Origin of the sequence: Desulfovibrio sp., from assembly GCA_016208105.1 — a bacterium.
GTDB lineage: Bacteria > Desulfobacterota > Desulfovibrionia > Desulfovibrionales > Desulfovibrionaceae > Fundidesulfovibrio.
In genome coordinates, this window is record JACQYS010000022.1 from 300,423 (window position 1) to 314,801 (window position 14,379).

Here is a 14,379-nt window from a genome sequence, read left to right on the forward strand (position 1 = left end):
GGTTGAAGTTATTTGTCTCGCCGGGCCATCCCCTCCAACGCAGTGTACAAAAGCTCCGTCTCTTCCGTGGCGGGGAAAGCGTCCAGGCATTGCTTGGCTCTGTCCAAGTAAGAGACGGCCATGTCCCTGGTCTTGTCCGCATAGCCGCTGGTGGTTACAGCCAGCAGGGCAGACTCCAGCGCATCTTCTGTTAATGTGTTCTCTTTGAACGCCTTTGTAAATACTTTTTGCTCTTCTTGCGAAAGATTCTGGATATGAAGAATAAGGGGCAGGGTGAGTTTCCCTTCGCGTATGTCAGACCCTTTGGGCTTTCCAGAGACTTCTTTGGGGGAGGTATAGTCCAGAGCATCATCCACCAACTGAAAGGCCACGCCCAGGTTCATGCCGAATTCGGAGGCGGCTTTTACCCGGGAAGGTTCAGCATCGGCCAGAAGGGCGCCGGCCTGGCAGGCGGACTGGATGAGGCAGGCTGTCTTGCCGATGATGATCTCAAGATAGTCCGACATGGTGAGGTCAACGTCGCGGATGTGGGAGATTTCCTGGATTTCGCCGCTCACCGTGCGCATGATGGCGTCTGAAAGGCAGGCCGTGAGGACGGGCTTGTCATAGGAGGCCACCATGGTGTTGGCCAGGGCCAGGAGCACATCGCCCGCCAGAATGGTGTGGGTGGTCCCAAACAGGGTGTGCGCCGCTGGTTGTCCCCGGCGAAGCGAGGCGCCGTCCAGAATGTCGTCGTGAAGCAGGGTGGCCGAGTGCAACAGTTCCAGCGAGCAGGCCAGGGGATATATGTCCTCTCTGGAATATCCGAGGGCTCTGGCGGTCAGGATGGTCAGCAGGGGGCGCAGGCGCTTGCCTCCCGCCTTGAGGACGTGTTCGGCGGTGGGCCGTACGTACGGGTTGAGCTCCGCCACGTGGCGTCGCAGGCAGTCTTCGATCTTGGGAAGCTCTCGTTCCAGATATGTGGCGAATGAATTCATGATGATATGATCTTCACGGGTATGCCCCGGTTTATGCAGGCCCGCCGGACAGCATGCCGGCCAGCACCGTCCCCAGGCCGGTCATGGCCTCGTTGAGCTTCCAATTGGTTCGGTCCGCTTCCCCTACGCCGTTTGAGATGGTCCGGACTTCCAAAAAAGGCAAGCCCCTCGTTACGCAAGCCAAAGCCAAGGCGAACCCTTCCATGCTTTCCGTGAGCGCTCCGTGGAGTGCCGAAAGCGCCTGTGCCCTCATTGGTGTCCCCGTCACCCCGGCCACGGTCAGGCCGGTCCCGAAAACCGCGCCTTGCGGCAGGCAAAGCGTCATGTCCTTAGCCGCATCCTCCGGGCTGAGTTCCAGGCGCTGCGCCACTCGTAGCGCGCCCTTCTCCCACTGCGGGAATGCGAATCGCGCCGTGCTGGCCAAACCGCCGTCATCCACGACGCCGTATTCGGCATACACCTCCGCGGTGGCAACCGCTACAGAGCGAAGTGGCGCCCGTTTCAAATCGAAACTGCCGGCCACACCGGCATTGAGAACTCCGGCAATGCCGTACCGGTCCAGACAGGCTCCGGTCTCCAGAGCGGCGTTCACAGGGCCGACGCCGGTAACCACCAGGAGCATGTCGCGGCCGCAAATACGGGCCGGGCTTACTCCCCGGCCAGGAATGCTCGCGTCCACGGCAAGGCCGGCAAGGGCGGAGCGCATCTCGGCGGCCGTGGCCGTGACCAAAGCCAGGGGCATTTCAGCGCTTCCTGACCAGGGCCACGAATTTTCCGTCGCCGATATCGCACAACTGGGCAATGTCGGACTGGCGGTGGGCGGCCACCAGCTCGAGCTTGCGGCGCTGGTCCAGGCAAATCTCCACTTCGATTACCCCGCCGCTATCAAGAGCTTTGAGAAGCGAACTCGCTTCCAGAAAGCCCTTTCAGCAATCGCCCGCGCAGTTGAGGCGAGGTATCTGTACCACGCTACAGCCTCCAGTAAGAGAGTCCCGCGTCTGAAACTGAAGATTTGTCCAGGGTGCCCCGGATGTCCATCACCAGACCGCCGCTCTTCGAGGCGAAGCGGGAGGCGAGAGAAGCCAAGGGCATGTCCTTATATGCCTGGTGGCCAACGGCCACAATGAGCGCCTCAAGCCCCGTGAAGGCACTAAGGGGCGAGAGCGTGAGCCCGTACTCATGCATGGCTTCCTCGGGGTCGGCCATGGGATCGTGCACGATCACCCGGACACCGTATTCCTCCAGTTCCCGGATAACGTCCACTACCTTGGTGTTGCGCAGATCGGGGACATTCTCCTTGAAAGTGAGTCCCAAAATGCCCACCGTGGCGCCGCTGATGGGACGCTTGGCCGCGATCAGGCGCTTGATGCACACCTCTGCCACGTGCTTTCCCATGGAGTCGTTGATGCGCCGTCCGGCCAGGATCACCTGCGGGTGCAGGCCCAGGCCTTCCGCCAGAAAAGTCAGGTAGTAGGGGTCGACTCCTATGCAGTGGCCTCCGACCAAACCAGGCCGAAACGGCAGGAAGTTCCATTTGGATCCGGCCGCTTCCAACACCTCCAGGGTATCGATCCCCACTTTCTCGCAGATGATCGCCAGCTCGTTCATGAGGGCGATGTTCAAGTCCCGCTGGGTGTTCTCGATCACCTTGGAGGCTTCGGCCACCTTGATGGAGCTGGCCCTGTGCACTCCGGCGCTCACCACAGTGCCGTACACCGCGCACAGCATCTCGCGCACGGCGTCCGTCTGTCCGGCCACCACCTTCACGATGGTGGTCAGGGTGTTGACCTTGTCGCCGGGGTTGATGCGTTCCGGGGAGTAGCCGATGAAGAAATCTTGGCCTCCGGTGAGCCCAGAATGCTCTTCGAGAAGGGGCAGGCACACTTCCTCGGTCAGCCCCGGGTACACGGTGGACTCGAAGACGACCACGCTGCCGGGCTTCAAGTTCTTGCCCACGGTGACGGACGCGGAACGGACCGGGGTGAGGTCCGGACTGCGGTGGGAATCGATGGGGGTCGGGACGGCGACGATGATGAGCCTGCACTCCGCGAGCTTGGCCGGGTCGTGCGTGTACTCGACGGACACGTTCGACAATGCCTGGGCCTCGACTTCACCTGTGTCGTCGAAGCCCGCGCGGAGGCGCTCGATGCGTTTTTGTGAGATGTCGAATCCCACCACGGAAAAATGTTCGGCAAGGGCCACCGCCAGCGGCAGGCCCACATAGCCAAGGCCCACGACCGCGATTTTGGCCTGGCCGGATTTCAATGCTTCAAACGTGACCAAAGCATCCTCCAAATACTCTCCCGGGAGAAGCGTCACTACCGGACTTTCCCCCCGGCATCAAGCGGGCTGGACAGAAGCCCGGACCGGGACTAGTTTGGGCGCATGAACATCGACTGGAAGCTCATCGCCATGGCACTGGGCATAGCCTTGGTCATAGAGGGTATGCCGTATTTTCTCTTCGCTGAAAAAATGCCGAAGGTTCTTCGGACGTTATCCGCCATGGGACCCAGGCCGCTGCGCCTCATCGGCGCCAGTTCCATGACCATCGGTCTGGTGCTGGTCTGGCTGATGAAGCACTGATGCTTTGGTCTAGGTTTTTTTCACTCCCACGTGGATGACCACGATTCCGAAAGCCAGTTTCTCCCAAAAAACGTCCATGAACCCGGCGTCGCGCAGCTCCTTGGCCAGGTTGTCCGCGTCCGGGAACTCCATGATAGTGTCAGCCAGATACTTGTAGGCCCCGTCGTCCTTGGAAAAAAGGCGGCCTATGGCCGGGAGCAGCTGGTTCAGGTAGAAATTGTAGATTCCCCCCAGAATGCGCTGCCTGCCTGACCCGAACTCCAGAATGCACAATCTCCCGCCCGGCTTGAGCACACGCAGAAGCTCCGCATAGGCCTCGCTTCGCGGCTTGATGTTGCGGATGCCGAAGGCGATGCTGGCCGCCTCGAAACTGTTTTCCGAAAAGGGCAGGACGCGCCCGTCGGCCTGGACCGGGTCGATGGCGGTGACGCCTTTGCGTGTGAGCTTCGCCTTGCCCGTGGTGAGCATGGGAAGGCAGAAGTCTGTTGCCGCGATGCGGCATTGGGGATGCCTGCCGGACGCCTCCAGGGACACGTCCAGGGTTCCGGCCGCCAGGTCAAGCAGGCGGCTTTTACGGCCTAGAGGCAGGTTCAGATGGTCAACCAGGCGTTTTCGCCAGAGGATATCCAGGCCCAGGCTCAGAAAGTGGTTGAGAAAGTCGTACCAGCCCGCGATGCGCCCGAACATGGATGCCACGCGCTGGCCATGATCCGAACTCATCGGCTAGTCCAGGTCTTTGGGCGGGCCAGGGTAGGGTGTGTGTTCGCTTATGGTGCGCAACACTTCCAGGTATATCCGCGAAAAATGGTCGGTGAAGTTGGATGGGGAGATGCGCCCGGTCTCAACGAACTTGACCACGATCTCCTTGGCCACCTGCAAGGCCTTGTCCTGTATCTTGTCCACGGCGTGCTCCGTAGTGTGGTGGTGCAAAAACCGCCCGGGGGGAAATGGCCTTTGACCATCAAAGGACAAACCGGGCGGAAAAGAGAAATACCTTTAAGCACTCCCCTTTTTTCGGGGCCTCTAGCATGGGGGCCTCCGGGAGTCGAGGGCCGCAGGCACCGGTGCCCTGAAGAGAGGACGCCCCGCCCGGGAGTCGGCTGGCGGGGCGTCCTGAGGAGCATGTATTGGGTTTTCAAAGTCCGCTCATGGGAGCATGCGACGAGCGCAGGCTAACCATGATGCGGTGCTAGAACGGCAGTATCTTGCGGCCGCGCGCCTCCTCCAGGACCTCGGCCACGCCGAGGTAGAAAGCTGAAGCACCGCAGACGATGCCCTCCCATCCGGCGATGGTTCCCACAAGCTGCGACCCGGTCCAGTCCCGCACTGCCAGAAGGAAGAAGAGCACGGTGAGCGAGCCGAAGATGAACTTGAGCACAGGGCCTTTGTTCAAGGTGCCGATGAACATGAACAGGGTGAAAACGCCCCACACGAACAGATACCAGCCCATGAAGGCGTGTTCCGTGGGCGGCGTGATGCCCCATTTGGGGGCCACGATGAGAAACACCAGGGTCAGCCAGAACATGCCGTAGCTTACGAAGGCCGTGTAGGCGAAGGTGTTGCCCTTCTTGTATTCGAGTATGCCCGCGATAACCTGGGCGATGCCGCCGTAGAAGATTCCCATGGCCAGTATCATGGCGCTTACGGGAAAGAAGCCGGCATTGTGGATGTTGAGCAGGATTGTGGTCATGCCGAAGCCGAGCAGCCCCACCGGGGCTGGATTGGCTGTTTTCTGATCCATTCGTGAGTCCTTCGTACGTCCTTTGGTCTCGGGTTGAATGTTGTAACGCGGGGTTCTTCTGAAAAAGCACCCCATTGAGCAGCCGTCGGCCTAGGCCGGGACCGCCCCTTTCCGCTTCTGCAAATATTTGAGGACAAGGCTCAAGAGGGCGGCGGCGATCATCAGCATGGACGCCACCTCGTAGGCCGCGGTGTAGGAGCCTGTGGAATCGGCAATCCTTCCGGCCAGCAGCGGGCCGAAAACCCCGCCCACGCCCCAGGCCGTGAAAATTATTCCGTAGTTGAGCCCGAAATTGGCCGTGCCCCAGTTGTCCGCGGTCACAGCCGGGAAAAGCGACAGGCACGCCCCGTAGCTGAATCCCACCAGGGACGCCCCAATGAAGAAGGCCTCGCTGGTGGCGAAGGAGCCGAAGAAACTCATGGTGGCCGCCTGCATCACGCAGACCAGGGCGATGGTCCAGACGCGTCCGATCTTGTCCGAGACGATGCCCGCCACGATCCTGCCCGAGGCGTTGAACACGGCCAGCACGCCCACGAACAGGTAGCCCGCCTTGACCGCGCCTCCGGACTGGGTGGCCACGATCCGGGAGAGGTGGCCGATGATCATGAGACCGGCCATGGCCGCACAGGCGTATTGGAGCCAGAGGATATAAAACTTCGCGGTGCCAAGCATGTCCCGCCAGGAACCGGAAGCGGGCGCGGCCCGGCCAGACGTCTTTGCCGACGTGGCGGCCACAGCCGGATTGACCAGCATCTGGGCGAGCAGGCCTGCGAACACTGCGAAGGCCGCCCCCAGGATCATGAAGGATTTTCCAACCCCATACTCGCCCAGCAGATAGTTGGACAACGGCGCTATGATAACCGGTGCCACGCCGAATCCGCTGACCACCAGACCGGTGATGAGGCCTTTTCTCTCGGGCGGGAACCACTTCACCGCCGCCGGGGTGGTGGACGAATAGCCCAGGCCGATGCCGGCCCCGGCCAATACGCCGAACCCGAGCAGCGCGGGGAGGGAAGCTTCCGGAGTGGCCAACCCGGCCACCATCAGGCCGAGTCCGGTCAACAGCGCCCCGGACGTGGCCACCAGCCGTGGGCCGAACCTGTCCTGGAGCCGTCCGGCCGGGATCATCATGACCGCGAAAACCGCGATGGCCGTGGTATACGGCAAAGACGCCAGGGTCTTGTTCCAGCCGAACCCTCCGGCTGCCAAGGGTTCCGTGAGCTGCTTGGCGAAGACGCTCCAGGCGTAGAGCACGCCCAGGGCGATGTTTAAGCCCATGCCCGAGAATGTGACGATCCAACCTCTGTTCATGCTTCAGTCCTTCCCTGGGGAGAAGGCGGGGAAGCCTGGAGCGAATACCAGAGCTTCCACACCGCGGGGGTGAATGGGATTGCCCGCATGCCCTCCTTTAACGGCAGGGCATGGATCGCAAGGTCAGACGTGCGGCTTGCAGGCACAAACAGGCGTGGTGGCCCTATACTTCGTGGAGTTCGTACCTCTGAGTGCCCAGGCCGATCTCCTCGGCGTAGGTCAGCTGGAGATCGCCCATGGTGTGCTTCCAAAGGGCCTGAAACTTGTGTTCGCCCGGACCGTGGTTGGCGCTTAAGAGCGAACCGGACAAGCCGGACTGTTGATTCACCAGATCAAGGCAGGCTTTGTCAATGGCCACGGGGTCCGAGGAGGCAAGAATGCCGATGTCGGGCACGATGGGGGCGTCGGACCAGGAGGCGCAGTCGCAATCCGGGGTGATGTTCACCAGAAAGTTGAAGTAGCCGGTGCGGGCCTTGCGGCCTTTCACCGCGCCATAAGCGTACTCGACCATTTTTTCTGTGAACGGGCCGATTTCCGTGGCCCAGTCCATGCTTATGGCCTTGGGCTGGCATACGGTCAGGCATTCGCCGCAGCCGATGCACAGCTTCTTGTCGATGGAAGCCTTCTTGGCGGCAACCGTCACGGCTTTTTCCGGGCAGACCTTCAGGCATTCGGCGCAGCCGATGCACGCTCCCTGGCTGACCTGGAACCTGGGGGAGTGCTGGTCGCGCTTTCCGGCCGGAGGGGAGCAGCCCATGGCCAGGTTTTTAATGGCGCCACCGAAACCGGCCATCTCGTGGCCCTTGAAGTGGCTGACAGCCAAAAGCGAATCCGCCTCCAGTATGGCGGAGGCGATCTTCACTTTCTTGAAGTGTTTGAGTTTGACGCTCACTTCTTTCCAGTCGTTGCCGCGCAGCCCGTCCGCGATGATCATCGGGGCACCCGAGGTCTCAGGACCGAAACCATGCAGAAACGCGGTGCGCAGGTGGTCCACCGCGTTGTGGCGTGAACCGGAGTACAGGGTGGCCGTGTCGGTGAGGAACGGGTTGGCCCCGTATTTTTTCAGTTTGTCCACGATGGCCCGAATGAGCACCGGGCTCACGAAGGTGTCGTTGCCGAGTTCCCCGAAGTGGACCTTGACCGCTGCCAGGGCCTCCTTGCCGGCCAGTTTCTTGAACCCGGCCAGCTCGAAGAGCTTGCCTATGCGGGCGAGTTTGTTTTCCTTGGGGCCCCTGGCGCGGAGGTTGGCGAAATAGACGGTGCTTGTTTTGGCGGCCATGTAAGGCTCCTTGAAAACGGTTGGCAGTGAAAACGATTCGTCAGGCGGTGCCATTTTGACTCCGGGTAACCGCAAGGTCAAGCCGGACGACCAGATTGCCGGAGCCAGCGAAAATTGTCTTGCCCGCGCCGGAGTGTGGTGCTGAAATACAAGGCGACATATCGGTTTTGGAGAAAATCATGTTTATCCGCTTCCGCAGGTTTCTTCTCATTGCCATTCTCGTCTCGTCGTGTCTGCCGGCAGGGGCCTCTCTGGCCCAGGGGCCGTATTACCCGTACGGTCCGCCGCCCTCGCGCGACGACTACGAACGCGAGCGCCGCCGCGAGGAACGCGAGATGCGGAGGGAGGAGCGCGAACGCCAGAAATGGCAGGCACGCGAGGACGCCCGCCGCGCCTGGGAGGCCGAGGAGTGGCGCCGCCACCATGAGCGCTATTTCGGGGGAACGGTCATACAGCCGCGCCCCTACGAAAGCCCCGAGGCCTATGCCGCCAGAGTGCGCAACCAGTGCAACATCCGCTGGAACAGAGCCGTCTCCTACTGCAATACCATCCGCGATCCCTACCAGCGGGCGGCCTGCATAGCCAACAGCAACAACGAACTCTACGAATGCCAGTCGCACTTCTAACAAATGGGATGAACCTTGTGGCCCGGTTCCCGGCGCACAGGCTCGCGAACGGCTGGAAGCCGGCTCCCGGGTGGCGCTTTGGGCTTCAGCGTTGGTGTTCGGCCAGAGGTGGCCTCTTCTCGTGTTGGAACGGGCAGCCGGTCTGCCAGGGGAAATGATGCCCATGCCCCTTGCCCTTCGCCTGGCACGGCGCGAGATGCGGGGCGGCATACGCGGCCTGTGGACCTTCCTCTCCTGCCTGGCCCTCGGCGTTGCCGCCATCGCCTCGGTGGGCACGCTCTCCGAGGCCTTCAGAGCCGCCGTGACCAGCGAAGCTGCGTCCATCACGGGCGGCGACATCGAGATAAGCTTAAGCAACAAGCCGCTGAAGTCCGAGGAACGCGGGTTGGTCGATCCACTGGGCCGGGTTTCCGAGGTCCTGGAAATGAGGGCCATGGCCTTCAACGACTCGGTTCCCGGCGGGAAAAGAGCGCTCACCTCGCTCAAAGCCGTGGACAACGCCTATCCGCTGCTGGGTTCCTTGACGCTCTCACCGGCCATCCCCTTGGCCGAAGCTCTGGGCGAGCGGGACGGCGTGTTTGGCGCCGTTGTCCATCCGGATTTGTTGACGAGAATCGGCGCGAAACTGGGTGATACCATCGGCGTGGGCGACGCGCAGTTCCAGGTTCGCGGAGTCCTTTTGCAGGAGCCGGATCGCGCTTTCCGTTTGCTGGCCTTCGGCCCGAGGCTCCTGGTGTCCCTTACTGGAATGGAGCGCACCGGGCTGGCCCGGCCCGGCAGCATGGTCCGCTACGAGTACCGGCTGGCCCTGCCCGACGCCCGTAACATCGAGGCGGCGGCGCAAATCCTCAAGCAAGCCTTCGACGACCCGGGCATCCGGGTGCGCACGGCGGACGAAGCCGCCCCCACCATCAAAGAGGGCTTTACACGCCTGGGCGGGCTCATGGCCCTGGTGGGCTTGTCGGCCCTTCTTTTAGGCGGGCTCGGCGTTTCCGAAGCCGTGGCCGGGTATCTGGAAGTAAAGACCAGGACCATAGCCACGTTCAAGGCCATCGGGGCCTCGGGCAAACTCATTTTCTGGGTGTTTTTCCCGCAGATCATGTTTCTGGCCGTGGCGGGCATAGCCCTGGGGCTTCTTGCCGGAGCTGGCGTGGGCTATTTCGGCGCCCCGGCCCTGGCCCCAATATTGCCGGTAACCCCCAAGGCCGGGCTTTATCCCGGGGCGCTTGGCGTGGCCGGCCTGTTCGGACTGTTCACGGCCGTGGCCTTCGCCCTGCCGCCGTTGTCCTCGCGCACCAGGGTGTCGCCCCTGACGCTCTTTCGGGGGTACGCCGCGCCCATGCGCTCCAGGGCGGGTCTGGCTGCTGTGGCGATTTCCGCACTGATGGGTTTGTGCCTGGCCTGGCTGGTGCTTATGAGCGCCCCGGACTCCCGCCTGGGGTGGGGCTTTCTCGGCTCCGCCGCAGCCTGCGCCGTGGCCTTCTGGCTCTTGGCCAAGGCCTTAAGCCTTGTGGCCCGCCTGCTGCCCGCCCCTCGCGACCCCAGGGCCGCTTTGGCCATCCGTGGGCTGTACCGGCCCGGCAATCCCACCGGCCCGGTGGTGGCCTGCCTGGGGCTTGGCCTTACGGTGCTGGCCGCCGTGGCCCTGTCCGACGCCAATTTCCAGCACGCCATGCGCGAGGAACTTCCGGCCCAGGCTCCGTCATTCTTCTTTTTGGATGTGCAGCCCTACCAGTTGGACGAATTCAAAAACATACTGGCCTCTGTCGAGGGAGTGACGCGGGTGGAGACCGCCCCGTCGCTTCGCGGACGCATCGTGAAGGTGAAGGGGGTGCCCGCCGAGAACCTGAACGTGCCGGAAAACGTGGCCTGGGCCGTACGCGGCGACAGGAGCCTGAGCTACTCCGGCCAGATGCCTTCCGGCACGGTTTTGACGGCGGGCACATGGTGGCCGACGGACTATTCCGGGCCGCCGCTCGTATCCCTGGACGCCGAGGTGGCCAAGGGGCTGGGGCTTGGCGTGGGCGACGTTCTATCCGTGAGCATCCTCGGGCGAGAGGTGGAACTGACCGTGGCCAGCCTGCGGCGCATCAACTGGCTCTCCCTGTCGCTCAACTACGCGCTTATTCTCTCCCCCGGTGTTCTCGAGAGCGACCCCATGAGCTACCTGGCCACGGCCTACGTGGATTCCTCAAAGCCCGACGCGGTCTCCCAGGTGTATGACCGGGTGAGCTCGCGTTTCGGCAACATAAGCATCCAGCGGGTGGACGAGGCCCTGGCCGACGTGGGCAAGCTGGCCGGGCAGATCGCCCTGGCGGTGCGGGCCTCGGCCGTGGTCACCCTTCTGGCCGGACTTCTGGTGCTGGCCCAGAGCCTGCGGGCGGCCATGGCCAGACGGGTGTACGAGACGGTTATCTACAAGGTCTGCGGGGCCACGCGCCTGGACGTGATGGCCATCATGCTCTGGGAGCACGGGCTGGCCGGGCTGGCCGCAGGGGTGGCGGCGCTGGTTCTGGGGGCCGGGTTGTCGTGGTTTTTCGTTACCCGCTACATGCAGGTGGAGTGGAGCTTCTTCGCCGGGCCGGTGCTTATTACGCTTGGGACCGCCATCGTGCTGACCCTGGTGATGTCGCTTTCCGGAGTGTGGCGGATATTGTCGGGCAAGGCCTGGCCGTATTTGCGAAACGAGTAGGGCGACCCCCCAAGAAGCGTGAGTGCTGTAGCGGAACTTGATCGACCTTTCGTTTCGATTGATTCCAACAAAATAGCGGGACCCACCGAATAGTCGGTGAACCCCGCTTGGTTTTGAGTATGGTCCTGGCTATTGTTCGGCCAGCCAGCTCCTGAACGCCCGCAGTTCGTCGGTCCAGTTGGTGGAAAGCCGCACTTCCAAAAACTGTTTGTACAGCTCGTCCACGAATTCCATGCACTGCTCCACCAGGAGAATCTTCTCCAGAAACGGCGCGTCCGGGTCGTCGCCTTCTTCCAGGCGGGTTTCGATCTTGGGGGTCTTGAGGCCGGACAGGGTAAAATCGTCCGATCCCAAAAGCACCATCCAGGTGGCGCCGTCGCGCTCGAAACGCACCACGGCCTTGTCCACCAGCTTGCCGTTGCGAAGCCCCAGCTTGGCTTCGGTGAATTCGGCGTGGGGGCCGGTGACCACGGCCTTCTCCACGTTGTCCCCGGAACCGCCGCGCACGGACATGCGTTGCTCCAGATAGACGTTGAATTCCCCGCCGCCGGGCATCTTGAAGAGCCAGCCGCTCTTTTCCGAGCGGAACCACAGCCAGGTCAGAAAATCCTGACCCAGAACCACGTCCTGCAATGCGGCCTTGATGAGGTCCATGATGCGCTCCTTATGGGGCCGCGAAGGCGCTGGGTTCGAGGTCGTCCAACAGGGCGTGGCGGGAAGCGTCCACGGTGCGCCTGGCCAGGAAATACGGAGTCAGCGGTTCCAGGTTCAGCCCGAAGCTGGCCACGAAGTGGTCCTCGAAGAGGTTTCGCACCTTGGAATTGGTGGTGGCCAGGTAGACCCGGTTGGTGCGCAGGTTCCACACGGCGTCGAACACCGCGGGTATGGGCAGGAACCTGGAGCGCAGTTTGAGCATCACCTGGTCCTTCAGTTCCTGCTTGCGGTCCTTGGTGATGAACGTCTTGCCCGCTTCCTTCATGGCTTCCTTCTCGGCCTTCACCGCCAGCAGGAAGTGCTTCTTGAACACGGCCGGGGGCACCCGGCGCGTGTCGAGCCTTAATGAAAAGGCCAGGTAGTGGGCCTTTTCCGGAGGGGCGGCGCGCCAGAAGCTGTCCAGCCAGTCATCCAGGCAGACCCAGCCGAAGCTGCGTTCGTCCGTCGTGTTGTCGATGTCACGGAACGAATGCCTGGCCAGCCGTTCCGGCAGTTCCGCGGTCAGCTGCCCGGTGAGTTCTTCGAGCACCGCGTAGCGGGTGAAGCTGCCGCTTGAGGAGAGTATGCCCACGGAAACCTCCGTAAAGTGATGGGTGCGCCAAGCAGAGCCGCAAAGCGCCCACGCGGCGAAACACCTATCCTCTTTTTTTCTGGCGCGCCAGCACCCTCAAGATGGTCCGGTTTATGCACAATCCCTCCTGAAAACGGAGGGTATGACCATGGCACCACTGTGGACAGTCTCCACCAGCAAGGGCAACATCACTTTCGGCGCCAAGTCGCGCAAGATGGTCACTTCGCGCGGGTGCAACGAACCGTTCAAGGGCTCCTTCTGGTGCCCGGGCAGGAAATGGTTCTCCAAGGAACCCTGCCCCTTCACCTGCAAGGCCGAGTGTGACAACTACCGCCGCATGTGCGGAAACATCTGATTAAGCGCTAGGCGGGAGCGGGAAAACTATGCCGCTACAAATTTGTAGGAAGCGATGTGCATTTTGCGACAATGCTACAAAAATGTACATCGGCTGTGCCAGGTGATGATTTTCGCCCGAACCTTTGATTTCGTGGCGCGATGGGCTATAGCGTTGGTCGAACAGGACCAAACGCACCGGAGGAGCCATGCCCACTCGCGCCAGGAAAAAAGGACTCGACACCCGCATCAAGACGCTTGGGGCTGCCACCATCCCCTCGCCGCTCACCTATTGCCATTTCGTTCCTGACGACCAGCTCATTCCCATACGGGTCTCGGACGAGGATCTGGACGAGGGCGACCAGGAAAACGACGTCCTGTTCGAACCGGCCGGGCCCCGCTCACGGATTTATTTCGACTCCTCCAAGGTGAAGGCGGCCATCGTCACCTGCGGCGGGCTGTGTCCGGGCATAAACGACGTGATCCGGGCCATCGTCATGGAGGCCCACCACAATTACAATATGGCGGCCACCCTGGGCATCCGCTTCGGCCTGCAGGGGTTCATACCCAAATACGGCCACGAGATAGTGGAGCTCACCCCCCAGAACGTGGCCAACATCCACGAGTTCGGGGGCACCATGCTCGGGTCCTCGCGCGGGCCGCAGCAGCCCGAGGAAATCGTGGACGCCCTGGAGCGCTCCAACATCGGGGTGCTGTTCGTCATCGGCGGCGACGGCACTCTGAAAGCCGCCCAGAAGATCCATGAGGAAGTGGCCAGGCGAGGTTCCAGGATATCGGTCATCGGTGTTCCCAAAACCATCGACAACGACGTCAACCTGGTCACCCAGTCCTTCGGCTTCGACACGGCCGTGGAAAAGGCCACCGAGGCCATCCGTTGCGCTCACACCGAGGCCCTGGCCGCCCTCAATGGCGTGGGTCTGGTGAAACTTATGGGCCGCGAATCAGGTTTCATTGCGGCCCAGGCCACCCTGGCCCTCAAAGAGGTGAACTACGTGCTCGTGCCCGAGGACCAGTTCCAGCTTTTGGGCGAGAACGGCCTGCTGCCTTCCCTGGAGAAACGCCTCAAGGCCAGAAAACACGCCCTGATCGTGGTGGCCGAGGGGGCGGGCCAGCACCTGCTGCAGCAGTCCGGCCACACCGACGCATCGGGCAATCTGGTGCTGGGCGACATCGCCACGCTTCTTTCGCGCGAAATTACAGCCTATGCCAAAGAGCGCGGCATGCCGCTGACGCTCAAATACATCGACCCCAGCTACATGATCCGCTCCGTGCCGGCCAACTCCAACGACCGCGTCTACTGCGGCTTTCTGGGGCAGTTCGCGGTGCACGCGGCCATGGCCGGAAAAACCGGGATGGTGGTGAGCAAGGTATACGGCCGGTTCGTGCACCTGCCCCTGGAACTGGTGACCAGAAAGCGCAAGAAGCTCGACCTGGGGTCGGATTATTGGCGGGCGGTGCTGGAGTCCACCGGGCAGTTCGAGGTGTCGCCCATGCGGGGTCAGGGGGCCGCGCAGTGCATATGAATTAGGTA

The 14,379-nt window shown here is 62.1% G+C and carries 15 protein-coding genes; 5 read left to right on the forward strand and 10 right to left on the reverse strand.

Annotated features, from left to right (window positions below):
• Positions 1 to 8: 8 nt before the first annotated feature.
• From HY795_13970 to HY795_13980, 3 genes are all read right to left on the reverse strand, one after another.
• A complete protein-coding gene (locus tag HY795_13970) occupies positions 9 to 977 on the reverse strand; it encodes a polyprenyl synthetase family protein (protein ID MBI4806338.1) in 969 nt (322 codons plus the stop codon).
• A gap of 31 nt (positions 978 to 1,008) precedes the next feature.
• Positions 1,009 to 1,719 carry a futalosine hydrolase gene (mqnB, locus tag HY795_13975; protein ID MBI4806339.1) on the reverse strand — a complete coding sequence of 237 codons (711 nt, stop codon included), beginning with the start codon at positions 1,717 to 1,719 and terminating at the stop codon, positions 1,009 to 1,011.
• A gap of 227 nt (positions 1,720 to 1,946) precedes the next feature.
• The gene (locus tag HY795_13980) at positions 1,947 to 3,260 is read right to left on the reverse strand and encodes a nucleotide sugar dehydrogenase (GenBank protein ID MBI4806340.1); all 1,314 of its coding nucleotides are present in this window, start codon (positions 3,258 to 3,260) and stop codon (positions 1,947 to 1,949) included.
• 102 nt (positions 3,261 to 3,362) lie between these two features.
• On the opposite strand from HY795_13980, the gene HY795_13985 reads away from it, so the two are divergent.
• Positions 3,363 to 3,560 (forward strand): DUF2065 domain-containing protein, encoded by a 198-nt coding sequence (locus HY795_13985; GenBank protein ID MBI4806341.1) that lies wholly within the window; start codon positions 3,363 to 3,365, stop codon positions 3,558 to 3,560.
• A 9-nt stretch (positions 3,561 to 3,569) separates the two neighbouring features.
• Here HY795_13985 and HY795_13990 read toward each other — a convergent pair whose 3' ends face one another.
• From HY795_13990 to HY795_14010, 5 genes are all read right to left on the reverse strand, one after another.
• Positions 3,570 to 4,280 carry a ubiquinone/menaquinone biosynthesis methyltransferase gene (locus HY795_13990; protein ID MBI4806342.1) on the reverse strand — a complete coding sequence of 237 codons (711 nt, stop codon included), beginning with the start codon at positions 4,278 to 4,280 and terminating at the stop codon, positions 3,570 to 3,572.
• Between the two features lie 3 nt (positions 4,281 to 4,283).
• Positions 4,284 to 4,463 (reverse strand): hypothetical protein, encoded by a 180-nt coding sequence (locus HY795_13995; GenBank protein MBI4806343.1) that lies wholly within the window; start codon positions 4,461 to 4,463, stop codon positions 4,284 to 4,286.
• A 286-nt stretch (positions 4,464 to 4,749) separates the two neighbouring features.
• A complete protein-coding gene (locus HY795_14000) occupies positions 4,750 to 5,301 on the reverse strand; it encodes an acetate uptake transporter (GenBank protein MBI4806344.1) in 552 nt (183 codons plus the stop codon).
• Positions 5,302 to 5,391: 90 nt separating this feature from the next.
• On the reverse strand, positions 5,392 to 6,612 hold the full coding sequence (locus HY795_14005; protein MBI4806345.1) for an OFA family MFS transporter: 1,221 nt from the start codon (positions 6,610 to 6,612) through the stop codon (positions 5,392 to 5,394).
• 163 nt (positions 6,613 to 6,775) lie between these two features.
• Positions 6,776 to 7,891, reverse strand: a complete 1,116-nt coding sequence (locus tag HY795_14010) for a DUF362 domain-containing protein (protein ID MBI4806346.1) — start codon at positions 7,889 to 7,891, stop codon at positions 6,776 to 6,778.
• Positions 7,892 to 8,070: 179 nt separating this feature from the next.
• Here HY795_14010 and HY795_14015 point away from each other — a divergent pair, with 179 nt between their 5' ends.
• Both HY795_14015 and HY795_14020 read left to right on the forward strand, forming a co-directional pair.
• Complete coding sequence (locus HY795_14015; GenBank protein MBI4806347.1) at positions 8,071 to 8,517, forward strand: hypothetical protein; 447 nt, start codon at positions 8,071 to 8,073, stop codon at positions 8,515 to 8,517.
• 163 nt (positions 8,518 to 8,680) lie between these two features.
• Positions 8,681 to 11,209: an ABC transporter permease gene (locus HY795_14020; GenBank protein ID MBI4806348.1), complete on the forward strand. Its 2,529-nt coding sequence runs from the start codon at positions 8,681 to 8,683 to the stop codon at positions 11,207 to 11,209.
• A gap of 129 nt (positions 11,210 to 11,338) precedes the next feature.
• On the opposite strand, the gene HY795_14025 is transcribed toward HY795_14020, so the two are convergent.
• Together HY795_14025 and rdgC are read right to left on the reverse strand one after the other, a co-directional pair.
• A complete protein-coding gene (locus tag HY795_14025) occupies positions 11,339 to 11,863 on the reverse strand; it encodes a hypothetical protein (GenBank protein MBI4806349.1) in 525 nt (174 codons plus the stop codon).
• A 10-nt stretch (positions 11,864 to 11,873) separates the two neighbouring features.
• Positions 11,874 to 12,494, reverse strand: a complete 621-nt coding sequence (gene rdgC, locus HY795_14030; protein ID MBI4806350.1) for a recombination-associated protein RdgC — start codon at positions 12,492 to 12,494, stop codon at positions 11,874 to 11,876.
• Between the two features lie 148 nt (positions 12,495 to 12,642).
• Between rdgC and HY795_14035 the strand changes: the two genes are divergently transcribed.
• Together HY795_14035 and HY795_14040 are read left to right on the forward strand one after the other, a co-directional pair.
• Positions 12,643 to 12,849 carry a hypothetical protein gene (locus tag HY795_14035; GenBank protein ID MBI4806351.1) on the forward strand — a complete coding sequence of 69 codons (207 nt, stop codon included), beginning with the start codon at positions 12,643 to 12,645 and terminating at the stop codon, positions 12,847 to 12,849.
• Between the two features lie 187 nt (positions 12,850 to 13,036).
• Positions 13,037 to 14,371, forward strand: coding sequence for an ATP-dependent 6-phosphofructokinase (locus HY795_14040; GenBank protein ID MBI4806352.1), 1,335 nt, complete (start codon positions 13,037 to 13,039; stop codon positions 14,369 to 14,371).
• Positions 14,372 to 14,379 lie beyond the last annotated feature (8 nt).

What these genes read in the sequence shown, in the direction of transcription:
- HY795_14040 (MBI4806352.1), top strand. Translation starts at nt 13,037, where the DNA reads ATGCCCACTCGCGCCAGGAAAAAAGGACTCGACACCCGCATCAAGACG.
- HY795_13990 (MBI4806342.1), bottom strand. Translation starts at nt 4,280, where the DNA reads ATGAGTTCGGATCATGGCCAGCGCGTGGCATCCATGTTCGGGCGCATC.
- HY795_14000 (MBI4806344.1), bottom strand. Translation starts at nt 5,301, where the DNA reads ATGGATCAGAAAACAGCCAATCCAGCCCCGGTGGGGCTGCTCGGCTTC.
- HY795_13985 (MBI4806341.1), top strand. Translation starts at nt 3,363, where the DNA reads ATGAACATCGACTGGAAGCTCATCGCCATGGCACTGGGCATAGCCTTG.
- mqnB (MBI4806339.1), bottom strand. Translation starts at nt 1,719, where the DNA reads ATGCCCCTGGCTTTGGTCACGGCCACGGCCGCCGAGATGCGCTCCGCC.
- HY795_13970 (MBI4806338.1), bottom strand. Translation starts at nt 977, where the DNA reads ATGAATTCATTCGCCACATATCTGGAACGAGAGCTTCCCAAGATCGAA.
- HY795_14025 (MBI4806349.1), bottom strand. Translation starts at nt 11,863, where the DNA reads ATGGACCTCATCAAGGCCGCATTGCAGGACGTGGTTCTGGGTCAGGAT.
- HY795_14020 (MBI4806348.1), top strand. Translation starts at nt 8,681, where the DNA reads ATGCCCCTTGCCCTTCGCCTGGCACGGCGCGAGATGCGGGGCGGCATA.
- HY795_14035 (MBI4806351.1), top strand. Translation starts at nt 12,643, where the DNA reads ATGGCACCACTGTGGACAGTCTCCACCAGCAAGGGCAACATCACTTTC.
- HY795_14015 (MBI4806347.1), top strand. Translation starts at nt 8,071, where the DNA reads ATGTTTATCCGCTTCCGCAGGTTTCTTCTCATTGCCATTCTCGTCTCG.
- HY795_14010 (MBI4806346.1), bottom strand. Translation starts at nt 7,891, where the DNA reads ATGGCCGCCAAAACAAGCACCGTCTATTTCGCCAACCTCCGCGCCAGG.
- HY795_14005 (MBI4806345.1), bottom strand. Translation starts at nt 6,612, where the DNA reads ATGAACAGAGGTTGGATCGTCACATTCTCGGGCATGGGCTTAAACATC.